Annotated in this window: 28 protein-coding genes; 19 read left to right on the forward strand and 9 right to left on the reverse strand. The window is 40.9% G+C overall.

Features of this window, described 5'->3' with window-relative positions; translation table 11 throughout:
- Positions 1-21: 21 nt before the first annotated feature.
- Together ACU8V8_RS17355 and ACU8V8_RS17360 are read right to left on the reverse strand one after the other, a co-directional pair.
- Positions 22-1335, reverse strand: coding sequence for a short-chain fatty acid transporter (locus ACU8V8_RS17355; RefSeq protein ID WP_446888333.1), 1314 nt, complete (start codon positions 1333-1335; stop codon positions 22-24).
- A gap of 76 nt (positions 1336-1411) precedes the next feature.
- Positions 1412-2362, reverse strand: a complete 951-nt coding sequence (locus tag ACU8V8_RS17360) for a chemotaxis protein CheV (protein ID WP_446888334.1) — start codon at positions 2360-2362, stop codon at positions 1412-1414.
- A 156-nt stretch (positions 2363-2518) separates the two neighbouring features.
- Here ACU8V8_RS17360 and ACU8V8_RS17365 point away from each other — a divergent pair, with 156 nt between their 5' ends.
- Positions 2519-3586, forward strand: coding sequence for a potassium channel family protein (locus ACU8V8_RS17365; protein ID WP_446888335.1), 1068 nt, complete (start codon positions 2519-2521; stop codon positions 3584-3586).
- Positions 3586-3792, forward strand: a complete 207-nt coding sequence (locus ACU8V8_RS17370; RefSeq protein WP_446888336.1) for a PLDc N-terminal domain-containing protein — start codon at positions 3586-3588, stop codon at positions 3790-3792. The genes ACU8V8_RS17365 and ACU8V8_RS17370 overlap by 1 nt, the downstream gene beginning before the upstream one ends.
- Before the next feature lie 25 nt (positions 3793-3817).
- Here ACU8V8_RS17370 and ACU8V8_RS17375 read toward each other — a convergent pair whose 3' ends face one another.
- The gene (locus ACU8V8_RS17375; RefSeq protein ID WP_446888337.1) at positions 3818-4849 is read right to left on the reverse strand and encodes a cytosolic protein; all 1032 of its coding nucleotides are present in this window, start codon (positions 4847-4849) and stop codon (positions 3818-3820) included.
- A gap of 66 nt (positions 4850-4915) precedes the next feature.
- The gene (locus ACU8V8_RS17380; RefSeq protein WP_446888338.1) at positions 4916-5374 is read right to left on the reverse strand and encodes an EVE domain-containing protein; all 459 of its coding nucleotides are present in this window, start codon (positions 5372-5374) and stop codon (positions 4916-4918) included.
- Between the two features lie 74 nt (positions 5375-5448).
- Between ACU8V8_RS17380 and tesB the strand changes: the two genes are divergently transcribed.
- Positions 5449-6306, forward strand: coding sequence for an acyl-CoA thioesterase II (gene tesB / locus ACU8V8_RS17385; RefSeq protein ID WP_446888339.1), 858 nt, complete (start codon positions 5449-5451; stop codon positions 6304-6306).
- 43 nt (positions 6307-6349) lie between these two features.
- Here the strand turns inward: tesB and plsB are convergent, their stop codons facing one another.
- Positions 6350-8791 carry a glycerol-3-phosphate 1-O-acyltransferase PlsB gene (plsB, locus tag ACU8V8_RS17390; RefSeq protein ID WP_446888340.1) on the reverse strand — a complete coding sequence of 814 codons (2442 nt, stop codon included), beginning with the start codon at positions 8789-8791 and terminating at the stop codon, positions 6350-6352.
- 390 nt (positions 8792-9181) lie between these two features.
- On the opposite strand from plsB, the gene rpsJ reads away from it, so the two are divergent.
- From rpsJ to rpsQ, 11 genes are read left to right on the forward strand one after another with little or no spacing between them, the layout of a single operon-like run.
- Positions 9182-9493 carry a 30S ribosomal protein S10 gene (rpsJ, locus tag ACU8V8_RS17395; protein ID WP_002957900.1) on the forward strand — a complete coding sequence of 104 codons (312 nt, stop codon included), beginning with the start codon at positions 9182-9184 and terminating at the stop codon, positions 9491-9493.
- Between the two features lie 27 nt (positions 9494-9520).
- A complete protein-coding gene (gene rplC / locus ACU8V8_RS17400) occupies positions 9521-10156 on the forward strand; it encodes a 50S ribosomal protein L3 (protein ID WP_058561417.1) in 636 nt (211 codons plus the stop codon).
- A 17-nt stretch (positions 10157-10173) separates the two neighbouring features.
- Positions 10174-10779 carry a 50S ribosomal protein L4 gene (gene rplD / locus ACU8V8_RS17405; RefSeq protein ID WP_058561416.1) on the forward strand — a complete coding sequence of 202 codons (606 nt, stop codon included), beginning with the start codon at positions 10174-10176 and terminating at the stop codon, positions 10777-10779.
- A complete protein-coding gene (gene rplW, locus ACU8V8_RS17410; RefSeq protein ID WP_016709050.1) occupies positions 10776-11078 on the forward strand; it encodes a 50S ribosomal protein L23 in 303 nt (100 codons plus the stop codon). The genes rplD and rplW overlap by 4 nt, the downstream gene beginning before the upstream one ends.
- Before the next feature lie 17 nt (positions 11079-11095).
- The gene (gene rplB, locus ACU8V8_RS17415; RefSeq protein ID WP_004588688.1) at positions 11096-11920 is read left to right on the forward strand and encodes a 50S ribosomal protein L2; all 825 of its coding nucleotides are present in this window, start codon (positions 11096-11098) and stop codon (positions 11918-11920) included.
- Positions 11921-11935: 15 nt separating this feature from the next.
- Positions 11936-12214 (forward strand): 30S ribosomal protein S19, encoded by a 279-nt coding sequence (rpsS, locus tag ACU8V8_RS17420; protein ID WP_004588689.1) that lies wholly within the window; start codon positions 11936-11938, stop codon positions 12212-12214.
- A gap of 14 nt (positions 12215-12228) precedes the next feature.
- Positions 12229-12561: a 50S ribosomal protein L22 gene (gene rplV / locus ACU8V8_RS17425; RefSeq protein WP_087532558.1), complete on the forward strand. Its 333-nt coding sequence runs from the start codon at positions 12229-12231 to the stop codon at positions 12559-12561.
- An 11-nt stretch (positions 12562-12572) separates the two neighbouring features.
- Complete coding sequence (gene rpsC, locus ACU8V8_RS17430) at positions 12573-13286, forward strand: 30S ribosomal protein S3 (protein WP_446888341.1); 714 nt, start codon at positions 12573-12575, stop codon at positions 13284-13286.
- Entirely contained in the window at positions 13286-13699 is a 414-nt protein-coding gene (gene rplP, locus ACU8V8_RS17435; RefSeq protein WP_054206129.1) for a 50S ribosomal protein L16, read from the forward strand. Before rpsC ends, rplP begins: the two co-directional genes overlap by 1 nt.
- The gene (rpmC, locus tag ACU8V8_RS17440; RefSeq protein ID WP_004588692.1) at positions 13699-13890 is read left to right on the forward strand and encodes a 50S ribosomal protein L29; all 192 of its coding nucleotides are present in this window, start codon (positions 13699-13701) and stop codon (positions 13888-13890) included. The genes rplP and rpmC overlap by 1 nt, the downstream gene beginning before the upstream one ends.
- The gene (gene rpsQ / locus ACU8V8_RS17445; protein ID WP_058561414.1) at positions 13890-14147 is read left to right on the forward strand and encodes a 30S ribosomal protein S17; all 258 of its coding nucleotides are present in this window, start codon (positions 13890-13892) and stop codon (positions 14145-14147) included. Before rpmC ends, rpsQ begins: the two co-directional genes overlap by 1 nt.
- A gap of 207 nt (positions 14148-14354) precedes the next feature.
- Here rpsQ and ACU8V8_RS17450 read toward each other — a convergent pair whose 3' ends face one another.
- Positions 14355-14891: a helix-turn-helix domain-containing protein gene (locus ACU8V8_RS17450; RefSeq protein ID WP_446888342.1), complete on the reverse strand. Its 537-nt coding sequence runs from the start codon at positions 14889-14891 to the stop codon at positions 14355-14357.
- A 187-nt stretch (positions 14892-15078) separates the two neighbouring features.
- Here ACU8V8_RS17450 and ACU8V8_RS17455 point away from each other — a divergent pair, with 187 nt between their 5' ends.
- Both ACU8V8_RS17455 and ACU8V8_RS17460 read left to right on the forward strand, forming a co-directional pair.
- Positions 15079-15546, forward strand: coding sequence for a hypothetical protein (locus ACU8V8_RS17455; RefSeq protein ID WP_446888343.1), 468 nt, complete (start codon positions 15079-15081; stop codon positions 15544-15546).
- A 459-nt stretch (positions 15547-16005) separates the two neighbouring features.
- Entirely contained in the window at positions 16006-16617 is a 612-nt protein-coding gene (locus ACU8V8_RS17460; RefSeq protein ID WP_446888344.1) for a hypothetical protein, read from the forward strand.
- An 82-nt stretch (positions 16618-16699) separates the two neighbouring features.
- On the opposite strand, the gene ACU8V8_RS17465 is transcribed toward ACU8V8_RS17460, so the two are convergent.
- Positions 16700-16969 (reverse strand): hypothetical protein, encoded by a 270-nt coding sequence (locus ACU8V8_RS17465; RefSeq protein ID WP_446888345.1) that lies wholly within the window; start codon positions 16967-16969, stop codon positions 16700-16702.
- Between the two features lie 12 nt (positions 16970-16981).
- Entirely contained in the window at positions 16982-17557 is a 576-nt protein-coding gene (gene nfuA / locus ACU8V8_RS17470) for a Fe-S biogenesis protein NfuA (protein ID WP_087532553.1), read from the reverse strand.
- Between the two features lie 145 nt (positions 17558-17702).
- On the opposite strand from nfuA, the gene ACU8V8_RS17475 reads away from it, so the two are divergent.
- Positions 17703-20252: a M14 metallopeptidase family protein gene (locus tag ACU8V8_RS17475; RefSeq protein ID WP_446888346.1), complete on the forward strand. Its 2550-nt coding sequence runs from the start codon at positions 17703-17705 to the stop codon at positions 20250-20252.
- Between the two features lie 2 nt (positions 20253-20254).
- Here the strand turns inward: ACU8V8_RS17475 and ACU8V8_RS17480 are convergent, their stop codons facing one another.
- On the reverse strand, positions 20255-20956 hold the full coding sequence (locus tag ACU8V8_RS17480; RefSeq protein WP_446888347.1) for a ComF family protein: 702 nt from the start codon (positions 20954-20956) through the stop codon (positions 20255-20257).
- A gap of 58 nt (positions 20957-21014) precedes the next feature.
- Here ACU8V8_RS17480 and bioH point away from each other — a divergent pair, with 58 nt between their 5' ends.
- Both bioH and ACU8V8_RS17490 read left to right on the forward strand, forming a co-directional pair.
- The gene (gene bioH / locus ACU8V8_RS17485; protein WP_446888348.1) at positions 21015-21752 is read left to right on the forward strand and encodes a pimeloyl-ACP methyl ester esterase BioH; all 738 of its coding nucleotides are present in this window, start codon (positions 21015-21017) and stop codon (positions 21750-21752) included.
- A 101-nt stretch (positions 21753-21853) separates the two neighbouring features.
- On the forward strand, positions 21854-22162 hold the full coding sequence (locus ACU8V8_RS17490) for a hypothetical protein (protein WP_087532549.1): 309 nt from the start codon (positions 21854-21856) through the stop codon (positions 22160-22162).
- The last annotated feature ends 1 nt before the right edge of the window (position 22163 follow it).

The raw sequence follows: 22163 nt of genomic DNA on the forward strand, positions 1-22163 counted from the left end.
TCCACAATTACGCCTGCGCATTCATGGATAAAAACTCAACATCAACGCAATAAATACACCAGTGATGATTAACTGCACTAAACAAAAGCCCATAATGTCTTTGGCTTTTAAGCCGGCAATAGCGAGAACTGGTAACGCCCAAAACGGTTGGATCAGGTTAGTCCAGGCATCACCCCAGGCTACCGCCATTGCCACGCGGGGCATATCAGCCCCTAAAGCTTGCGCAGCGGGTATAACTATAGGGGCTTGTACCGCCCATTGACCGCCGCCTGATGGCACAAATATATTGACTAGTCCTGCACTTAAAAAGCTCCAAAAGGGCAATGATTCTGCGCTGGCTATAGTGATAAAAACGTGGGAAATTTGTTGTGCTAAACCGGTATCAACCATTATCGCCATGATCCCAGCGTAAAAGGGGAATTGAATAATAATACCCGCGCCGCTGGAAATGGCTTGTTGCAAGCTCGCTAGTAAGTTATGTGGTGTTTGATGTAATAATATTGCGGTAAATAAAAACAGCCCTATAACACTGTTCAGATTAAGTGAGCCATTATTAAAAATAAAATAATAAGCTAAATATGCAAGGCCAAGTAAGCCTATGCTCATACCTAACACGCGGCTGTGCTCGATATGATCTGCTGGACGAGTTAATGCGACTTCTTTATTTTGCGGTTCTATTAGCTTGTTTTGATCAACATACACACTGTCGCTATCGTTAGGGAGCATATAGCGATTAACAAGCGGCATAATAATAAATAAGCCCAAAACAATCGCAATGTTAAAGCCTGAAAATAGTGTCTCAGATGTACTTATTACGCCAATACTTTGCTCTGAAAAGTGCTCTATGGTGGCAATTGTCAAAGGTACTGATCCCGCTAAGCCGCCATGCCATACAATAAATCCAGAGTAAGCGCTGGCCACTAATAATCGATAGTCCACATTTGTTTGCCTTGCAATCGCTTTGGCAAATAATGCACCTATTACTAAGCCAAACCCCCAATTAAGCCAACTAGCTAACAATGAAACCAATGTGACCCAAATAATTGCTTTGGCTGGTGTGTTGGCAAAGCTTGCTAGTTTTGCCAGTGAGCGGTTGATTATAGGGGTGCTTGCCAACATGTAACCGGTGAGTAGTACCAGTAGCATTTGCATTGCAAATTGCAGTAAATTCCAAAAGCCTCTTCCCCAAGCGTCAAGTACTTCAACTGGGTTCGCAGGTGTAAATAGGCTGGCAATTATAATGCTTAAAAGTGTTAGCAAAATAACAAAAATAAATGGATCAGGTAAGTAGCGTTCAACTAATTGAGTGAAGGGTTTTGCAACACGGTTAAGCATAGTGAGAGTGTTTTTATTATGGTTACATATTGCCAATTAATCATGAAATAGCTTAATTGGCAAATCAACCAAGGTATTAGCTGTTATTATTTAATACCGTTTTTAAACGGTTCTGTACTTCTTCGACTAATAAGTCAGGTTGGAACTTGGATAAAAACGCATTACAGCCGACCTTTTCAACAAGGGCTTGATTAAAGCTGCCACTGAGTGACGTATTAAGTACGACATGTAGGTTTTTTAGTCGAGCATCGTTACGAATTTCATGGGTTAAGCGGTAGCCATCCATTGCTGGCATTTCGGCATCGGTGATCACCATTAATAGGTCTTGTTCTACGTTATCGCCGCGATCGGCCCAGCTTTTCAGCATGTTCAATGCTTCAAGGCCATTACTTGCGGGGATAATTTCAATACCCAGCTGAGACAGAGTGTCACTGACTTGCTTGCGTGCGGTAGGTGAATCATCGGCATGAAGAATTTTACGGCCGACAAACTCATTTACGATGCTTTTATCGAGTATTTCATCCGAGATCTGTACTTCATATTCGACTATTTCAGCCAGCACTTTTTCTACATCTATAATTTCAACTAATTGTTCTAGGCCATCTCGTTGAATTTTTGTCAGTGCTGTTAAATAGTGATTCTTACCTACAGACGTTGGCGGCGGCATAATATCAGACCATGTCATATTAACTATTTGGTCAACCTTACCTATGAGAAACCCCTGCACTGTGCGGTTGTATTCAGTAATAACCAAATTACTATCTTCTATATTTTTAGCCGCAGGCATGCAAATAGCTTGGCGTAAATCGATGACGGGAATTGATTCGCCGCGAATATTCGCCACTCCAGATATTTTAGGGTGAGCATGAGGAATAATATTTAAATGAGGCAGCTTTACTACTTCTTTTACTTTAAATACATTTAGCGCAAATAAGTGGCGGCTGTGTAAATAAAATAACAGTAACTCAAGACGGTTTTCACCGACTAGCTGGGTTCGTTGATCTACAGAAGCTAATACACCCGACATAATACACCCGTCTTTAAAGTTATAATGTAATTATAGCTTACACTGTTCTAGTATAAAAATGCATCCTAGAAATAATCTTCTTTATCTAAACATTGTCATCAATAACGCATTGCAGTAACTTAATGGCTAGATGAACAGGAACTATTAAGTGGTGGTATGCCTTTTATATTTAAACGAATTTTTCTATTGGTAAGAAGCCATATAGATCAAGTGAGTTGGCAAGCGGTAGCTTTAGCGACACTGCTACATATGACAGTAACTTGGCTGCTGCTATTATTTGCAGGTGAATCCGCACTTACGCCAGTTAGCACTTTTGTGTATTACTATATAGTAACTACATCAACGGTAGGTTACGGTGATTTCAGCGTTAGCACAGATTTAGGTCGCTGGATTGTTGCATTATTACAAATCCCATTTGGGTTAGCTTTATTTGGTGTTCTGTTAGGTAAAACAGGGCAAACAGTTACATATTTAATTAGGCGTGCTATGACAGGTGATAAAAGTTTTTCGCATTCTAACAACCACATTATTATTTTTGGTTGGCATCAAACGCGTACAAAAAAGATGATTGATTATATTCTGGCTGATCAAAAACGCACTGATAGACGAATTTTACTCGCAGTAACGGAGCAAATGGAACATCCGTTTTTAACCAATGAGCATGTTGATTTTGCGCGTTTAAGTAGCTTTACTGATTGTGAGCAATTAGAACGTGTGGCTATCAAACACGCCGATAAAATTATTATTGATGGTCAAGATGATGATCAAACCTTTACCACTGCGTTACGTATTAGTAAATTGGTGAAAGAGGGCTGCCATATTAGCGCGCACTTTAATGATGAAAGTAAAGTAGAAATGCTATTAGAGCATTGCCATAATGTGGAGTGTTCAAGTGCAAAATCAGCAGAGATTCTAGTGCGCTCAATGCAAGACCCAGGTTCAAGCCGAGTGCAAGAAGAGTTGTTATCAACCCTTCATGGTGATACACAATTTAGCTTGGTTATTCCTGATAATTTAGCACAAATGGAGTTTGGTAGGTTATTTCATCATTTTAAACATGATCACGATGCAATTTTGCTCGGTGTTGCACATAACCTGAGTGCTAAAAATATGGATTTAAACCCGCCGCTTAATTACCCAGTAAACAGTGGTGATATTTTACACTATATTGCAATTGACCGAGTGTTAAGTAACGAAGTTGACTGGCAAGAGTTGGCAAAATAATGGACGAGATTGCGTTTTTACTGCTGATCTTAAGCGCTTATATTTTACCTGTGGTGTTAGTGCTTAATAGTAAGCGTACGCAAGGGCATGAAAAAAACGGTTGGTTAATTGGCATCATTTTCTTTTCATGGCTCGGACTTGTTATGTACTTTGCGATTGTGCCAAAGCATGGTCACAAAAAGAAAGGCCTAAAGAAAAAGGCCTAACTTAATATGCTGATGCACTATCGCGTTATTTTAGCTGTTTAAGTTTATGATCAATTAGTGGATCTTCTGGTGCAAGCTGTTGCGCTACTTCGAGCAGCTTTATGGCATCATTCGGATGCTCATTTTGATGTGTTATTGCCACATCAATCAGTGGTTGCACATCAATTTTATCTTTTTGCTCTTGCATATGGGCCTGCTTTTCATCAATTAAAATATTGTGTGCGGTGCTGAGTAGCTCAAGACGGTGTTTCGAGTGAGCATTCGCTTTATTAAGACATTGATAATAATCTTCTTTTAACCGCAGAGTTTTGGTTTGTAATCTAAACTGTGCAATATCAAGTTGTTGATGACGAATAAAATCAACAGCCACTTGTTTGTAAAAGCCAAATTTGTTCAAGTAACTTGCGTGTGTGCCATGACCCAGACCAAAGACGCGTAAATGAGTGAGTTGTTGGTAGCGTTTTGCATGTAGGCGGTCGATATGATTGGTTGGGTCATAAATAATATAACCTTTGGCATGGCCTAAATCGAGGTCATGGTAATCACTATTCCAATCAAACTGTTGTGCTATATCTGTGCTTGAGCGGTTATCCCAAGGCGCAATCACTTGATTTTTGGTACTAACTGGATGAAAAAGTAAGACTTGATCTAATTTTAGTAGTTTAGCAAAAGCACCTACAGCAAAACCACCACGGCTGAGTCCATAACCTAAGCGCTGATTGAATGGTTCAAGTAGCTGTGCAAGTTGTTCCAAAAAAAAGATTAAATTGCGGCTTCTAAACCAATTACTTCTTCCAAGGTGCTGAAAAGAAATTATATTTACATTTTGCTTTTTCGCCAAGTTATAGCCCCAAGGAGCAAACGCTTCATGAAGATCATGTTCTTTATAATTAGTGCCAGCTGGAGAAAATGTAAAAAGAAGAGGTTTTTTGAGATCTGTGAAGTGGTATTTTATAAAAACATCGCCAAGTAAATCACTGCCAGCCATAGGTAGTTTACTTTGTTGTTCATCGCGGGGGTGAGTTAACCATTCATCAAGCCAATACAGTAGTTTCATTAATCCCCCATAAAAAATTCGGCCGAGATCATAGCAAACTCAAACAAAAAGGGTCAAATGTTGTCGTTAATTTGCCATACTGATAATTTCATCCCAATCATTTTGAGTCACTGGCATTATTGATAAACGGCCGCCTTTTTTTAGTGCGATGTCAGTTATTGTATCATTGTCTTTAATCGCTTTAAGGCTAACTAATTTATTTAAATGCTGCTGATAGGTCACATCAACAACTACCCAACGTGGATTATCGGTTGCTGATTTGGCATCGTAATAATCGCTGCTTAAATCAAATTGGGTTGGATCAGGGTAAGCCTCACGCGTTACGGTGGCAATGCCTACTACGCCAACATGTTTACAGCTCGAATGATAAATCATCACTAAGTCGCCGAGCTTTACATTATCACGCATAAAGTTACGGGCTTGATAGTTACGCACACCTTCCCATTGCGTTGTTTGTTGTGACGCATTTTTTAAATCAGCAATTGAGAATGCATCAGGCTCGGTTTTAAATAGCCAATAAGCCATTGTTATCTCCCTAAGATTTACATAATTATAGTCTATAGTATTATGTGAGCCTTGTCGGGATTGAGGATATAAAAATGAGCCAGGTTTTAGATGATTTATTGTCGTTATTAGCATTGGAAGAAATTGAACAAGGCTTGTATCGCGGGCAAAGCCAAGATTTAGGGTTTGGTGCTGTATTTGGTGGCCAAGTGATGGGGCAGGCGCTTTCTGCCGCTAAAGAAACCTTACCGCAAGGGCGTATTGTTCACTCTCTGCATTCTTACTTTTTACGTCCGGGCGATGCCGCAAAGCCAATTGTTTACGATGTTGAAACAATTCGAGATGGTAAAAGCTTTAGCACACGTCGAGTTAAAGCAATCCAACATGGCAAACCTATTTTTTATATGACGGCCTCGTTCCAAGGGGTTGAAGAAGGGTTATCGCACCAAGCAACTATGCCCGATGTGCCGCAGCCTGAGGATCTTAAATCTTCGCTGGAATTTTACCAAACAAATGCCAGTCATATTCCAGAGGTGATCCGAAATAAGTTTATCCGAGAAGTGCCGATAGACATGCGGCCAGTAACCTTTCACAATCCGTTTAAACCTGAGGTGATGGAGCCGGTTAAGCATATTTGGTTTAAAGCCAATGGTGATATGCCAGATGATCAACGCATTCATAACTACTTATTAGCGTATGCGTCAGACTTTGAATTTTTACCTACCGCCTTGCAGCCGCATGGAGTGTCGTTTATGCAACCAAATATGCAGGTTGCAACGATTGATCATGCAATGTGGTTTCATCGTCCATTTAGACTTGATGACTGGATTTTATATACCATTGATAGCCCAAGCGCGAGCTCGGGGCGTGGTTTAGTACGTGGGCAGTTTTTTGACCGTCAAGGCAACTTAGTTGCCTCAACGATTCAAGAAGGTGTCATGCGCCAGCGTTAATATGCTAAGTGCGAGGTTAGATATAACAACTACCTAACCTCGCTTAGTCGTTACTTTGACTTTGCACTATATCGGTTATTGATTGCCAAATACGAGCAGGTAATAATGCTTTGAGATGCATGTAGAGTTCACATAATTCATTACTACCTTGTAAACCGTTTTCTGATTCGCTGATCAAACCTTGTTCTCTTAAGTTGCTAATAAAACCTACCAGCACTTTTTTATCGAAAAACTCAGGGCTCTTTATGCCATGTAAAGTACCAAGGCGCTGCGCTAATACTTGGCTTTCGCGCTCTAATTCTTCGCGTCCAATACCCGAGCTAGTTTGTATAAAGCCAATAGCAATGGCATACCGCTGTAAAGTTAAGCTAAGTGCACGGCCTAGCATTTCTAGTTTTGCTAGGCAGTCATTACTGTTGGTTATTTTTATATTATCTCCCTCTATTTCAATCAGCTCTTGATCAACAAAGCTTGCCAAAATACGGGTAATATAGTTTTCGTCTAATTCATGTAAAAACCATTCTTTAGCAAAGAGAGGATAAAACAGACTAATGAGGTTTTTACATTCACTCAAGGTGGTTTTGTGGCTTTTGAATATGTGTAAGGCGAGTAAGCTTGGCACAGCAAACACATGTAAAATATTATTGCGATAATAATTAAATAACGTCTTTTCTTTGTCGTTAATAGCGATTATCTCGCCAAATTCATCACTGATCACATCAAACTTATTGAGTTTTAGGGCATGCTTTAATAACTCTTGAGCACTGTCATCTGGTACACTTACCTTCTCGCTATAGCGTGCATTACGCTGCAGGTGTAAGTAAAAATCAAGCTGGGCTAAAAGTTTAGGCTTACTCAGTGCTTGCTTATCATTCACTAATAAAATCATTGCTAGCAGGTTTACAGCGTTAAGCGCTGCGGCACTATTGATATTAACCATGACTTTATCAGCAAGGTTGGCAACTTGCGGCCCTAACCATTGTGGTTTTTGTACATCAGTTGGGTGAATTGATTCGCGCCAATCTGGTTGATACTCATTTAAATACTGGTTAATAGAGATTGGGTCGCCAAAGTTTAAATTACCGCGACCATAGTTTTTCAAATTCTTAATGGCTTTAAAAATACCAAATACTGATTCGCCTTTTTTATCGTTACCAGCTAATTCTTTCAAGTAGGTATTGATCTCCATGACATGCTCATAGCCAATGTACACCGGCACTATAGAGATTGGGCGATCAATTCCACGCATCATAGCTTGCAGTGTCATTGCCAGCATGCCTGTTTTTGGTGGTAGTAGGCGCCCGGTTCGGCTGCGGCCGCCTTCAGTATAAAATTTTACAGAATAACCTTTAATAAATAGTTGGCTTAAATATTCTTTAAATACCGCTGAGTAAAGCTTATTGCCGGCAAAAGAACGGCGAATGAAAAACGCACCACTGCGGCGGAATATGCCACCGGCCGGGAAAAAGTTAAGGTTAATCCCTGCTGCTATGTGTGGCGGTACCAAACCTAGGTGATAAATAGAATAGGTAAGTAGTAAATAATCCATATGGCTGCGATGGCACGGCATATAAATTATTTCATGACCTTTATTAGTTAAATCGTGTAGTTGCTCAGTGTATTTAATATCAATACCGTTATAAAGCTTGTTCCATAACCAAGTAAGTACACGCTCTGCAACCCGAATTGTAGCGTCACTATAATTAGCGGCAATTTCATCAAGTAATTTTAAAGCGTTCTGCCTTGCTTGGTCATGGCTGATGTTTTTTTCTTTAGCTTCTGTTTGAATCGCTTTTTTAATCGTAGGTGAAGCTAATAATGAATTAAATAACTGTTCACGAGAGGGCATTTTGGGCCCTGTAGCAGCAAGCTTTTGTCGACGAAAGTGAACACGCGCCACTCGCAGTAGTTTATGAGGTAGTTCATCAACGTCGGCTTTTTCATTAACCAGTAGTGACAAATCTAACGGTTTGCTAAAGCGCACAAAATTATCGCGCCCTGAAAACAGTAAAACAAAAAACTTGCGAAACCAACTTGGTGTTAAAGAGTGCGACACTAGCGTGCCTAACCCAGGCTTTTCTTTACCTGGATTACGGCCCCACAAAATGGTGACAGGAATAACTTGTACATTCTTTTCATCGCTGCCAATGAGCTGATCAATAATATGCTTACCTTTTTGTAAAGCGTCTGTTGGTTTTGCTGTATCACCAAATAAAGGTGGCGGATTTTGTAGGCCTATAAAACGGTCAAGCTCTGCACTGCCTAATAACTGTTGTTCGGTAGGGTCTGGTAACCCGTACTTTTTACATACGCGAGCAAGTGTCGCTAGATCAGATCGTGCATTAAGTTTAACTATATAAAAGGTAGGGTATGCCGGGTTAAGGCCGTATTGTTCAATAGGGTTCTCAGGAAGAACCTTGCTTTTAACAAGCAAACGATTCATCAGCATAGAGAAGAAGTTTAAACAATAATTAAAAATACGCATCAACTCACCAAAGTTAGAGGGTAAAAAGCAAAATAAGCGCAGATAATACCAAGTAATAACTGGACTGACCATTAAGATAGTATTTATACGTTATTAATTATAGCGGATACTACTTTGAGTTTGTTGTATTTTTAATGAACAATTCAATGCCTGACAAGGATTATTGAAATAGTTGTTGCATTTATCACCAATATCACTATAATACGCAGGCTTTCAAAATTCCCCGGGAACTTGGAAGGAACATTAAGCTTGGATTTCAAGCTAATAAAACAGGAGTTCCGATTTGGAACTCAACGTAGATATAAATCAACAACCGGCATCTTAATTATTAAGATTGTTTCGGTCGTTTTTTTATGCTCTTTTAAATGCTCTTTATATTGAGGTTTAAGAATGTCAAATCAACGCATTCGTATTCGCCTAAAAGCTTTTGACCACCGTTTGATTGACCAATCAACGGCGGAAATCGTGGAAACTGCGAAACGCACTGGCGCACAAGTACGTGGTCCAATTCCACTACCTACACGCTTTGAACGTTTTACTGTACTTACTTCACCGCACGTTAATAAAGACGCGCGTGATCAGTACGAGATCCGCACCCATAAACGTCTGATCGACATCGTAGAACCAACTGACAAGACTGTTGACGCTCTTATGCGTTTAGATCTTGCTGCTGGTGTTGATGTTCAAATCAGCCTGGGTTAATCGGAAGATTAGAGAGGTTTTAGGAAAATGGCATTAGGTCTAGTCGGTCGTAAAGTGGGTATGACACGTATCTTCACTGAAGATGGTGTATCTATCCCTGTGACAGTTATTGAAGCGACACCTAACCGCATTGCTCAGATCAAATCTGAAGCAACAGACGGTTATAACTCACTTCAAGTAACCGCAGGCACTAAAAAAGCAAGCCGTGTAAACAAAGCAGCAGCGGGTCATTTCGCTAAAGCTGGTGTTGAAGCGGGTCGCGGTCTGTGGGAATTCCGCCTAAATGGTGGTGAAGGCGATTTTGAAGTAGGCGCTGAGCTTACTGTTGAATTATTCAACGAAATCAACAAAGTTGACGTAACCGGTACTTCTAAAGGTAAAGGTTTCCAAGGTGGTGTTAAGCGCTGGAATTTCAGCATGCAAGACGCTACACATGGTAACTCTCTATCTCACCGTGCTCCTGGTTCAATCGGTCAAAACCAATCACCTGGTAAGGTGTTTAAAGGTAAGAAAATGGCCGGTCAAATGGGTAATGAGCAAGTAACAACTCAGAACCTAGAACTAGTTCGCGTTGACGCTGAGCGTAATTTGCTTTTAGTTAAAGGTGCAGTACCTGGCGCTATCGGCGGTGACGTTATCGTTAAACCAGCTGTTAAAGCATAAGTCCTGGAGATTTAGTGATGGAATTAGCAATTAAAGACGCTTCTGGCGCTCTTGAAGTTTCTGAAGCTACTTTTGGACGTGAGTTTAACGAAGCATTAGTACACCAAGTAGTTGTTGCATACGCAGCAGGTGCTCGTCAAGGTACTCGTGCTCAGAAGACACGTTCTGAAGTAAGCGGTGGTGGTAAAAAACCATGGGCTCAAAAAGGTACTGGCCGTGCACGTGCTGGTACAATCCGTAGTCCAATTTGGCGTTCAGGTGGCGTTAGCTTCGCAGCTAAACCACAAGACCACAGCCAAAAAGTAAACCGTAAAATGTACCGCGGTGCGATCAAAAGCATCTTATCTGAATTAGTTCGTCAAGAGCGTTTAATCGTTGTTGAAAGTTTTGGTCTTGAAGCACCAAAAACTAAAGAACTAGTTTCTAAGCTTAAAGAACTTGAGCTTAAAGATGTTCTTATCGTGACTGAAGAAGTAGATGAGAATCTATTCTTATCGGCACGTAACCTGTACAAGGTTGACACGCGCGATGTAGCTGGTATCGATCCTGTAAGCTTAATCGCTTTCGACAAGGTACTTATTACAGCTGCTGCTGTTAAGCAACTTGAGGAGACGCTAGCATGATCCGTGAAGAACGTCTTTTAAAAGTGATCCTTGCTCCACATATCTCTGAAAAGAGCACAATTGCTGCTGAAGAAAACAACACGATTGTTTTCAAAGTAACAAATGACGCAACTAAAGCTGAGATCAAATCAGCTGTTGAGAAGCTTTTTGAAGTGGAAGTAACTGGTGTTCGCACACTAAACGTTAAGGGTAAAACAAAACGTACTGGCATGCGTTTCGGTCGTCGTAGCGACTGGAAGAAAGCTTACGTTACTCTTAAAGAAGGTAGCGAGCTAGACTTTGTCGGCGGCGCCGAGTAATAAGGGGAGTTAGAATTATGGCACTTCAAAAGTGTAAACCAACTTCTGCGGGTCGTCGTCACCTAGTTAAAGTGGTTAACCCAGATTTACATAAGGGTAAACCTTACGCACCACTATTAGAGAAAAACTCTAAATCAGGTGGTCGTAATAACAATGGTCGTATTACGGTTCGTCATATCGGTGGTGGTCATAAGCATCATTACCGTTTAATCGATTTTAAACGTACTAAAGATGGCATTCCAGCCACTGTTGAGCGTTTGGAATATGATCCAAACCGTAGCGCAAACATCGCTCTTGTATTATATGCAGACGGTGAGCGTCGTTACATTATCGCACCTAAAGGCTTAAAAGCTGGCGATGCAATCCAGTCTGGTGTTGATGCACCAATCAAGCCTGGTAATGCATTACCTATGCGTAACATGCCTGTAGGTTCGACTGTTCACAACGTAGAATTAAAACCAGGTAAAGGTGCTCAAATCGCACGTTCTGCTGGTGCATACGTTCAAATCCTTGCGCGTGATGGTCAATACGTAACATTACGTCTTCGTTCTGGCGAAGTTCGTAAAGTACAATCTGATTGTCGTGCAACGCTAGGTGAAGTAGGCAATGCTGAGCATATGCTTCGTTCACTTGGTAAAGCAGGTGCAAATCGCTGGCGTGGTATTCGTCCGACAGTTCGTGGTGTTGCCATGAACCCGGTTGATCACCCACACGGTGGTGGTGAAGGTCGTACATCTGGTGGTCGTCATCCTGTGTCTCCATGGGGTAAGCCTACTAAAGGTGCTAAGACGCGTAAGAACAAGCGTACGGATAAATTTATAGTACGTCGTCGTACTAAGTAATATTGAGGAATAGCCATGCCACGCTCTCTCAAGAAGGGTCCTTTTATAGACCTACACTTGCTGAAGAAGGTAGAGAAAGCTTTGGAAAGCGGTGAAAAGAAGCCAATTAAAACTTGGAGCCGTCGTTCAATGATCATACCTAACATGATCGGATTGACCATTGCTGTCCATAATGGTCGCCAGCATGTACCAGTTTTCGTTTCTGACGAAATGATCGGTCACAAACTAGGTGAATTTGCACCAACTCGCACTTACCGTGGCCATGCTGCGGATAAGAAAGCGAAGAAACGCTAAGAGGGGAATGATAAATGCAAGCATTAGCTAAACATAAATTCGCCTCTGGTTCGGCGCAAAAAGCTCGTCTAGTTGCAGATCAGATCCGCGGACTACCTGTCGATCGCGCTCTAGAAATCCTGGCGTACAGCCCGAAAAAAGCGGCTGTATTAGTTAAAAAAGTACTTGAGTCTGCTATTGCTAACGCAGAGCATAACGAAGGTGCTGACATTGATGAGCTTCGCGTAAGCACGATTTTTGTGGACGATGGTCCTACAATGAAGCGTATTATGCCACGTGCTAAAGGACGCGCAGACCGCATCCTTAAGCGTACAAGCCACATCACTGTTGTGGTTTCAGATAGCTAGGAGTATAAGTAATGGGACAAAAAGTTCATCCTACTGGTATTCGCCTAGGTATATCTAAACCTTGGGTTTCTACCTGGTACGCGAGTTCTAAAGATTTCTCTGATCAGCTTTTTGGCGATCACAAAGTACGTACTTTCCTTACAAAGGAATTAAAAGCGGCTTCTGTGTCTAAAATCGTTATTGAGCGTCCAGCAAAATCGATCCGCGTAACAATCCACACGGCTCGTCCGGGTGTTGTTATCGGTAAAAAAGGCGAAGACGTTGAAAAGCTACGTCAAGCGGTAACTAAGATCGCAGGTGTACCTGCTCAGATTAATATTTCTGAAGTACGTAAACCAGAATTAGATGCACAACTAGTAGCAGACGGCATTGCCTCTCAACTAGAGCGTCGTGTTATGTTCCGTCGCGCTATGAAGCGTTCGGTACAAAATGCAATGCGCATCGGTTCTAAAGGGATCAAAGTTGAAGTTAGCGGTCGTCTTGGCGGCGCAGAAATCGCACGTTCAGAATGGTATCGTGAAGGTCGTGTACCTCTACATACTCTTCGTGCTGATATCGACTACGCAACTTCTGAAGCCTTAACCACTTACGGTATCATTGGTGTTAAAGTTTGGATCTTCAAAGGCGAAGTTATTGGTGGTTTACCACTAGTACAAGAGCAAGAGAAGCCAGCTAAACGCGCACCAAAGAAAGCCAAAAAAGTGCTAAGTAGAGGTAGCGAGTAATGTTACAGCCAAAACGTACAAAATTCCGTAAAACGCACAAAGGCCGCAACCGTGGTCTTGCGCAAAACGGTAACAAAGTAAGCTTCGGTACTTTCGGTTTGAAAGCTACTGGTCGTGGCCGCATGACTGCTCGTCAAATCGAAGCAGCTCGTCGAGCTATGACACGTCACGTCAAGCGTCAAGGTAAAATCTGGATCCGTGTATTCCCAGACAAGCCAATTACAAACAAACCGCTTGAAGTTCGTATGGGTAAAGGTAAAGGTTCTGTTGAATATTGGGTTGCTGAAATTCAGCCTGGTAAAGTACTTTACGAAATGGAAGGTGTTTCTGAAGAGCTTGCTCGTGAAGCGTTCAACCTTGCTGCACGTAAATTACCATTCAAAACAACTTTCGTAACTCGGACGGTGATGTAATGAAAGCTAGCGAACTAAAAGACAAAAGCGTAGAAGAGCTTAATGCTGAACTTCTAGGACTTCTTCGTGAGCAGTTTAACCTGCGCATGCAAGCAAGCACTGGTCAGTTAGCTCAAACTCACACGCTAAGAACAGTACGTCGCGATATCGCGCGTGTAAAAACAATTATTAACCAGAAGGCAGGTCAATAATGAGCGATAAAATCCGTACTCTTCAAGGCCGTGTAATCAGCGACAAGATGGAAAAATCTTTCACTGTTGCTATCGCACGTTACGTGAAGCACCCAATCTATGGGAAATTCATCAAACGTACGACTAAGTTACACGTACATGACGAAAGCAATACAGCTCAGGCTGGTGACGTAGTTACTATCCGCGAGTGTGCTCCTATTTCTAAGAATAAATCTTGGACTTTAGTAGACGTTGTTGAGCGTCCAAAGAAAGCTTAATTTTAATTAAGTTTACTTTACTAAAAAGCCCTGGCATTAGCCGGGGCTTTTTGTTTGTAAAGAACCCCGTAGATTGGGTTGAGTATTGCGAAACCCGAGGAGCAAAGAACGCCGAGAATACGTAAGAGTAGGTAAATAAAGAGAAAAGAGCACAATAAACGTGCTGAAATAATATTCTTATAGCTAAGTAACAACTAAATATCGGATTTATAATTTACGAAATTTATGCCTTTGTGAAAATAGACCAGCGCCAATAGATATTAATATGCATACTGCGGAACTTACAATCAGAAAACGGTTTTCGATCCTACTTACTTGTCTTTCACCTACAATTTGATAAGTAACATCTCCTTCAATAAATCGCTCACCTTGATACTGCTGGCTAATATTAAACGCTAAAAAATCACCTTGCTTTGCCTGATAAGTAAAGTAGGTTTCCGGATAGAAAATTTCATAGGTTGCACATAGCCAAACAGTGAGGCTAATTAATAACAATATAAAACTTAAAATCGGCAGTATTTTTAGAGGTGCTTTTGTTGATGGTGTCGAAGGTAAGCAGTTATCAAAACACGCCTCGCTATAACATACTTTCAGTTTATCAATCACTTCAGGAGAGGGGATAAATTGTCCATTTTCTAGCTTTGATAAATAGGATTGTTGAATACCTATCTCACGAGCAGCAAACGCTTGGGTCCACTTTCTGTTTGCTCGAAGACGTTTTAATTCTACCCCTAAAGATTGCATATCTAATATTCTTTTATTTATTGTTGACGCTTTATTATCTCCAATTAGCTAATCTAGAGATAGAGGGATTACCAATATTCATATATATGAATAAAAGAATACTATGAATATTAATGGATTAGCGTTTTTTATGGGTTATTTTAAATTATGCTAGCATTATCAAACTAACGAAAGGATATATTGTATTATGAAAAAACACGCCTATTTATTACTTAGCTTCATGGCTTTATTATTAGTAAGTTATCAAACTAATGCCGAACCTGTTTTTGCCGTTAAAGCTGATATTTATAAGTTAAAAAACGAAATAACAATTGATAGTAAAGTAGCTGAAACTTTAAAGCTATTAGCCCCTATTCATCAACCTGCTTTATTAGCTTTATTGGGTGAAAGCGCATTAATTGAAATTGGGGATGAAAACCGTTTAACCGCACTTGAAGTAAAGACAAATAAAGATGGCACCTTTTTCAATGCGGCAATGAAGTTAAAGGACAAAACAGATGGAAAGTGGCAATCGATAACCTCGTTTATGCCACATATACCAAGTGGACAGACAGTGTACTTTAGCCGCAACTTTTCAGGTAGTACATGGTTAATAAAATTAACGGGAAATCGGTTCGCATCTGAGGAGCTTGGCTTAGCGAGTTTGCAGAACTAAATTATAAAAGTGATTGTTTTTAAATAAATGGGGCATAGCTTAAAAACCCCTTTACCTCAACTTAGCTTGAGCTTGTATGATGTGTTTTTCTCACTAATCAACAACATTATGTGCCCAATTCAAAATTACCTTTTAAGCCCTAGGCTAACAGAATATAAGCCGTCATTTCTACAAGTTGTGAAGCTCGTTCAAGCAGTGCAACAGTCAATGGCAGACAACTGTGAGTTTGCACAAGCGGCATTAGCTTGGGTAGAAAGAAATAATTGTAATTCTATGATTACAAATGAATATGCATTGATGACATTTTTACTAGATTTGCTGTGCTATAAACTACGAGTATAAGACCTATGCCTATTTACTGGTTATTAGAGTAGCTTAGACACATTTACTTTGTAGCTTCTATATGAAACAATTTAGTACCTAAAAAGAGTAAAAATCATACTGCCAAGGAAGAGTAACATGACAGCAAGCCCGAGTATTATTATTTTGGGAAATGGCCCTATTGATGCTGATATCGCTGAACAAGTAGATAACTGTGAACGCGTTGTAAGGTTTAATTTTTGTGCAGACATGCCTGAAAAACTTGGCACTAAATGTACCGATTTGTGGCTGACTGGGCGAGGGCGGCAAGCAGCAAAGTTGTTAAAAGCGCCAATAAACCCAAAACTCTATAAGGTCAAAAATGTTGTGATAACTGACCCTGAGCCTTCACCAATATCACAGTCATTCTTTAAGCTTATTCATCGTCAAGGGAAAATAGATCATGGCGGGTTACTGCAGCAAAAATACAGTCTTGTTGAGCAGTCGTCACGTTTATCAAGCGAATTTCGGACCGACTTGTTAGCCCGTTTATTGTTGTTAGGAGAGCCAAGCTGCAAACCACGTTGTGCTAGTTCGGGGCTACTCGCAATAGAATATTTCTTAGCGCACTATCAAACGGTGCATATTGCAGGTTTTGGCTTTAAAGGCTGGAAACGCCACCCTTGGCAGCAAGAAAAGCAGTATATTAGTAATTTGATAGCACAAGGTAAAGTTGTGCCATTGGTTGAAAGCAGTGTCTTAGCGAGCTAACTGCATTTACCGAGAGTCAAAAATCATTGTTCATGCCGAGCTAAATAGCGACTCTTTGTGTCTTAAAATCTTGAGTTGCTTTTTATTTCCACAGATCGGGATCATCTTGCTCAGGTGTGGTTTTATTTAAAACTTGTGAGAAGCGGTTGGCAAAAATACCTAAGTAACCCCAAGCTGCAAGACTAAGTGCCACAGCGAGAATAACTAAACCGATAACTTGCAGAATATAGTGGCTGTAATAACCAACTGCTATAAATACCACGGCCAGCACAAACAGTGCTAGGCCGTGTAAAAAGCGCTTTAAGCTTAGTTTAGGGTTAGAGCCTAAGCGGTATATAAGCGGTTTTATCATGACTGCTTACTATTAATAGTAAGAGTGATCGCCAGCTTGGTGATCAGTAATATCTGCAACCCCTGAAATTTCATCAAACTTAGCAATCATCTCTTTTTCAATGCCTTCTTTTAGCGTGACATCGATCATAGAGCAACCATTACAGCCACCGCCAAACTGAAGTACAGCAATGCCTTCAGCTGTTACTTCAACTAGGCTTACTTGGCCACCATGGTTAGCCAACTGCGGGTTTACTTCGGTTTCTAACATATGCTGAATGCGTTCGTTAAGACTGGCATCATCACCAATCTTACGGGCTTTTGCGTTAGGTGCTTTAAGTGTTAACTGGGTGCCCATTTTATCAGTAACAAAATCAATTTCAGCTTCTTCCAAAAATGGTGCGCTTTCAACGTCAACTACGGCATCAAAACCATTAAAAGGAAGGCGAATATCGCTTTCTTCTACTGCATCTTCTGGGCAGTAAGAAACACCACATTCCGCTTGTGATGTGCCTGGGTTAACAACAAATACACGGATATTTGTTTTTTCAGCTTGGTCAGCTAATAATTTTGCAAAATGTGATTGTGCGGTTTCGGAAATAGAAATCATAAAACAACTATACTTGACTAAATTACTCGGATACTGAGTATCATACTCCGCTCATCGCGTTGTCGCCAGTGTTGAGCGTAAAAAGTTGGCATCTAATTTAAGCAATGTTAGCGTGCAAACATTGATCATTTTATGAGTGTTTTATATGCGTTTGATAATAACAATCTTTACACTATGTTTGAGCTTTTCGAGTTTGGCTCAACCACTGTCATATTACTTTGAAGATGACGTAAAATTTGACCCGGCAATCCCCACCCCAGAGGATGTATTAGGTTATGAAGTGGGGGAGTGGCATGTTCGCCATGACCAGCTAGTTAGATACATGGAAATACTGGCAGAAAAAAGCAATCGTATAAACTTTGAAGTGATTGGTCGCACCCATGAGCAGCGCCCTTTAGTAATGTTAACCATTACCGCAGCTGATAAGTTAGCGAATGTAGAGCAAACTCGCCAAGCTCACTTAGCGCGCCTGGCAGATAAAAACGCTAAAAAAGCAGACCAACCAGCAGTGGTATGGATGGGTTACAGTGTTCATGGCAATGAATCATCAGGCAGTAACACAGCGCTGTTAGTTGCTTACTACTTAGCTGCGGCGCAAGGAAGAGAAGTTGAAACGTTATTAAACAATACCGTCATCTTACTTGATCCATCATTGAATCCGGATGGTCTAGCGCGTTTTGCTAATTGGGCAAACAGCAACCGCGGCATGAACTTATCGTCAGACCCACAAACTCGTGAGCATATTGAAAGTTGGCCAAGTAGCCGCACAAACCATTATTGGTTTGATTTAAACCGTGACTGGTTGTTGTTACAGCACCCGGAATCGCGTGCTCGTATTGCTAAATTCCACCATTGGAAGCCTAATGTTTTAACTGACTTCCACGAGATGGGGCCAAATAGCACTTATTTTTTCCAACCGGGTATTCCAACACGTAAGCACCCTATAACTCCTGATGAAAACGTCAGTCTGACTAAAGCAATTGCTAACTACCATGCAAAAACCTTAGATGAAAACAATGCATTGTATTTCACTGAAGAAAGCTTTGATGATTTCTATTATGGTAAAGGCTCTACCTATCCAGACGTAAATGGTGGCGTGGGTATCTTATTTGAGCAAGCAAGCTCGCGTGGTCATGTGCAAGAAACCCAAAATGGCACTTTAACTTTCCCTTTCACAATTAAAAACCAGCTCTTGACCAGCATGTCTACGTTTCAAGCTGCAATAGACAATCGCCAAGCCTTACTTGATTATCAGGCAAAATTTTATAACCAAGCAGTGGAGCTTGCAAACGAAGAAGATTTTAAAGGTTATGTGGTACAAGCAGGTAACGATCCGGCTCGTTTAGGGTTATTTTTAGATTTACTAAAACAGCATCAAATAGAGGCTTACCCATTAAACAAAGAACTAAAAGCTGACGGCAAGCGTTTTTCTGAGGGCAGCTACTTTGTGCCATTAGCGCAACCACAATTTCGTTTGGTAAAAGCGGTGTTTAGTGAGCAAAAACGCTTTGTAGATAATACTTTTTACGACGTATCAGGCTGGACGCTAGCGCATGCTTTTAACCTTGAGTTTGCCTCAGTAAAAAGTGGTTGGGGACTTGATGTTAGCGATAAGCCATGGCAACGAACTGAAAAGCCTGGCTTTACAGCGTTATCAAATCAGTATGCATTTGGTTTTAAATGGGATAATTATTTAGCACCAAAAATGCTGAATAAACTGCTTAGCCAAGGCGTTAAAGCACGAGTTGCGCTGAGTCCGCTCTCGGCCCAATCAGTAGCAAAGAGTGTCGATTTTGCAGCTGGTAGCATTATCGTTCCTGCGGGTATTCAAGAACAAGAGAATTGGGTTGAATTATTAAACGCAGCACAAAGCGAATTTGGCATTGAAATAACACCAATTACTTCGGGTTTAACTGCAAAAGGTGCCGATTTAGGCTCGCGCTCACTCGCGGTTGTTAAAGCACCTAAAGTGTTGTTGGTTGGTGGACAAGGAGCTAGTCAATATGAAGTCGGTGAAGTGTGGTATTACCTTGATCGCTTTGTCGGTGTTGCGCCTACTATTGTTGAAATGCAGCGCTTAGGGCGATTAGAGCTTAGTGACTACAGTCATATCGTACTGGCACATGGTAACTACAACAGCTTGAGTGATGCTGATAAAATTGCTATTAAAACATGGGTCCGCAAAGGCGGGGTTATTTGGGGACATAAAGGTGGCGCTAAGTTTTTAGTTGACCAACAACTATTAAAAACAGGTTATTTATCACGCCAAGATGTAGCAAGTGCGTTTAATACAGATGGCTTAAACTATGGCGATAAAGATCACTTAGCAGGTAGACAGCGTATTGCAGGTGCAATATTCAACACGCATGTTGATTTAACACACCCACTTACCTATTCCCTTGAGCGCAAAACGTTACCTGTGTTTAAAAATAGTACCTGGTTACTAGAGGTCTCATCAGCCCCCTTTGTAAATGTACTGCAATATACTCAAAAACCATTATTAGCAGGGTTTACTGATGATGTGAACGTAGAGCAAGTTGCTGGTGCTGCTGGGCTTGTGGCGCATTCTTATGGCCGTGGTAATGTGATTGGTATGACAGACAACCCAGTGTTTAGAGGTTACTGGTATGGTACCAGCCGGTTACTAAGCAATGCGTTGTTTTTTGGTCATACATTTAGATCAAACAGCGAGTAACGTTATCGCCCTAGTGGCGTGAGGCAAGTAACAAAAGCCCATACTTGCTCTGCGCCAGCTTCTTTCAAAGCCACTGTTGCTGCATTGAGTGTTGCACCAGTGGTCATTACGTCATCTACAATAGCCACCGTTTTTCCGGTTAAATCGGCCTTATACACAAACGCGCCTTTTAAGTTTTTTATTCTTTTTGCTTTAGTTAAGCTGGACTGTGCTTTTGTTCTTTTATGTCTCTGTAAGTAATTAAGATTTATTTCATCTGTCAGTAAACAAGCTGCCCACGTTTGTGCTACTTGATTATAACCGCGCTGTAGAAACCGCTTGTTGTGTAAAGGTAAAATAATAAATAGTTCAGGCCATTGCTCACAGCATGCTTTACTAACTGTCAGTTGTTGCTTAATTACCTGTTGTAGCGCTTTTTTATAAAAAATTTGATTGCTAAATTTAAGTTGGCTAAGCCAGTGATCAAAAGGGGCTCTATACCAGGCACATGCAATTAAATGGTCAAATTGGCAATCTGGGAAAAACTCAACAATGTCAGGCCGGTGTAACAAGTTTGCTTGCCTGCTTAAATCCAATAAAGGTAAATCGTTGAGACAACAGTCACAAATACCTTGGCTTGCTTTTATTGGGGTTTGACATTGCGTGCAAAATGATGGGAAAAACCAATCAAAAACCGCACTGGTATATTCACTTAAGCTAGTCATTGCATTCATTCCCTTAAACGCTATTATGAGCGCTAAGTTTGGATGAGGGTTGGTAAAAATGCAAAATGAGTTAGTGCTGTTACATGGCTGGGGTATGAATCAAGGTGTGTGGCAGGTGATTTTACCTGAGCTAGAGTTTTTACATAGTGGTACTGTAAAGTGTTTAGACCTGCCTGGTTACGGCAATACCCAGCAATGCCCTCAACCTTATAACTTGCATGATGCCGCAAAGCAACTTAGTGAACAGTTACAGCCGAAATCAACCCTAATGGGCTGGTCATTGGGCGGTTTATTTGCACTGTATATTGCTAAGTATTGGCCAGAAAAAGTCGCTAAAGTTATCCTGGTGGCATCAACCCCATTGTTTGCTGAAAAAGCTGATTGGCCGGGTATAAAACCCAATGTGCTTAATGCATTTAAAGAGCAATTAGTCACACATCGCGAGAAAACAATAGAACGCTTTTTAGCAATCCAAGCGATGGGCAGCACAAGTGCACGGGATGATATTAAGCAATTAAAACAATTATTAAATGAGTTTCCCGCACCTAAAAATGAAGCTCTGACAGCAGGCCTTGAGATTTTACAACAACAAGATTTACGTGACTTACTTACCACATGTAACGTGCCAATATTCGGTGTATTTGGTCGCCTAGATGCTTTAGTCCCTTATCGAGCGATTAATAAAATAAAAGCGTTAAATGATACATTTGAATACGAGGTTATTGATAAATCATCCCACGCACCATTTATCTCTCATAAAGAAGAGTTCTTATCTGCTATTAAATCAATGCTTTAAAATGTAGCAGTCTGAGGCCATTAAATATAAGGGCTTTATACTTTATTTTGTCTGTTTTATGAGCGATAATTAAAGTAGTTTAACATTGGTGGAGGTGTAATATGCCAATCGGATCAGTATTTAACAATGGAGTAGAAGGGTTTAACCGTGCCAGCCAAGGTATTGAAAAGGCGAGCGCGGAGATAAATCGTGCCAGTATTGATCAGCAAGACGATGCGCAACTCGCGCAGCAGCGCCAATTACAAGCAGCACGTCCTGAAGAGGCTGTAACGGCGCCAGTATCGCAGCCTGCTCGAATCGATGAAGCTTTGGTCAATTTAAAAGTTGAAGAGTTTAACGCTAAAGCGAATACGCAATCGATCCAAACAGCTGATGAAGTACTGGGTACTTTAATTGATGTGCGAGTTTAAT

The organism is Pseudoalteromonas sp. SaAl2, assembly GCF_052947895.1.

Excerpts from the sequence above, each read along its gene's own strand:
- ACU8V8_RS17475 (WP_446888346.1), top strand. The coding sequence starts at position 17,703 with ATGCGTTTGATAATAACAATCTTTACACTATGTTTGAGCTTTTCGAGT.
- rpsQ (WP_058561414.1), top strand. The coding sequence starts at position 13,890 with ATGAGCGATAAAATCCGTACTCTTCAAGGCCGTGTAATCAGCGACAAG.
- rplC (WP_058561417.1), top strand. The coding sequence starts at position 9,521 with ATGGCATTAGGTCTAGTCGGTCGTAAAGTGGGTATGACACGTATCTTC.
- ACU8V8_RS17455 (WP_446888343.1), top strand. The coding sequence starts at position 15,079 with ATGAAAAAACACGCCTATTTATTACTTAGCTTCATGGCTTTATTATTA.
- rplP (WP_054206129.1), top strand. The coding sequence starts at position 13,286 with ATGTTACAGCCAAAACGTACAAAATTCCGTAAAACGCACAAAGGCCGC.
- ACU8V8_RS17465 (WP_446888345.1), bottom strand. The coding sequence starts at position 16,969 with ATGATAAAACCGCTTATATACCGCTTAGGCTCTAACCCTAAACTAAGC.
- rplB (WP_004588688.1), top strand. The coding sequence starts at position 11,096 with ATGGCACTTCAAAAGTGTAAACCAACTTCTGCGGGTCGTCGTCACCTA.
- rplW (WP_016709050.1), top strand. The coding sequence starts at position 10,776 with ATGATCCGTGAAGAACGTCTTTTAAAAGTGATCCTTGCTCCACATATC.
- plsB (WP_446888340.1), bottom strand. The coding sequence starts at position 8,791 with ATGCGTATTTTTAATTATTGTTTAAACTTCTTCTCTATGCTGATGAAT.
- rplV (WP_087532558.1), top strand. The coding sequence starts at position 12,229 with ATGCAAGCATTAGCTAAACATAAATTCGCCTCTGGTTCGGCGCAAAAA.
- nfuA (WP_087532553.1), bottom strand. The coding sequence starts at position 17,557 with ATGATTTCTATTTCCGAAACCGCACAATCACATTTTGCAAAATTATTA.
- ACU8V8_RS17375 (WP_446888337.1), bottom strand. The coding sequence starts at position 4,849 with ATGAAACTACTGTATTGGCTTGATGAATGGTTAACTCACCCCCGCGAT.
- ACU8V8_RS17355 (WP_446888333.1), bottom strand. The coding sequence starts at position 1,335 with ATGCTTAACCGTGTTGCAAAACCCTTCACTCAATTAGTTGAACGCTAC.
- ACU8V8_RS17450 (WP_446888342.1), bottom strand. The coding sequence starts at position 14,891 with ATGCAATCTTTAGGGGTAGAATTAAAACGTCTTCGAGCAAACAGAAAG.
- ACU8V8_RS17480 (WP_446888347.1), bottom strand. The coding sequence starts at position 20,956 with ATGACTAGCTTAAGTGAATATACCAGTGCGGTTTTTGATTGGTTTTTC.
- rpsS (WP_004588689.1), top strand. The coding sequence starts at position 11,936 with ATGCCACGCTCTCTCAAGAAGGGTCCTTTTATAGACCTACACTTGCTG.
- ACU8V8_RS17370 (WP_446888336.1), top strand. The coding sequence starts at position 3,586 with ATGGACGAGATTGCGTTTTTACTGCTGATCTTAAGCGCTTATATTTTA.
- tesB (WP_446888339.1), top strand. The coding sequence starts at position 5,449 with ATGAGCCAGGTTTTAGATGATTTATTGTCGTTATTAGCATTGGAAGAA.
- ACU8V8_RS17490 (WP_087532549.1), top strand. The coding sequence starts at position 21,854 with ATGCCAATCGGATCAGTATTTAACAATGGAGTAGAAGGGTTTAACCGT.
- ACU8V8_RS17460 (WP_446888344.1), top strand. The coding sequence starts at position 16,006 with ATGACAGCAAGCCCGAGTATTATTATTTTGGGAAATGGCCCTATTGAT.
- rpsC (WP_446888341.1), top strand. The coding sequence starts at position 12,573 with ATGGGACAAAAAGTTCATCCTACTGGTATTCGCCTAGGTATATCTAAA.
- ACU8V8_RS17380 (WP_446888338.1), bottom strand. The coding sequence starts at position 5,374 with ATGGCTTATTGGCTATTTAAAACCGAGCCTGATGCATTCTCAATTGCT.
- rpsJ (WP_002957900.1), top strand. The coding sequence starts at position 9,182 with ATGTCAAATCAACGCATTCGTATTCGCCTAAAAGCTTTTGACCACCGT.
- bioH (WP_446888348.1), top strand. The coding sequence starts at position 21,015 with ATGCAAAATGAGTTAGTGCTGTTACATGGCTGGGGTATGAATCAAGGT.
- ACU8V8_RS17365 (WP_446888335.1), top strand. The coding sequence starts at position 2,519 with ATGCCTTTTATATTTAAACGAATTTTTCTATTGGTAAGAAGCCATATA.
- ACU8V8_RS17360 (WP_446888334.1), bottom strand. The coding sequence starts at position 2,362 with ATGTCGGGTGTATTAGCTTCTGTAGATCAACGAACCCAGCTAGTCGGT.
- rplD (WP_058561416.1), top strand. The coding sequence starts at position 10,174 with ATGGAATTAGCAATTAAAGACGCTTCTGGCGCTCTTGAAGTTTCTGAA.
- rpmC (WP_004588692.1), top strand. The coding sequence starts at position 13,699 with ATGAAAGCTAGCGAACTAAAAGACAAAAGCGTAGAAGAGCTTAATGCT.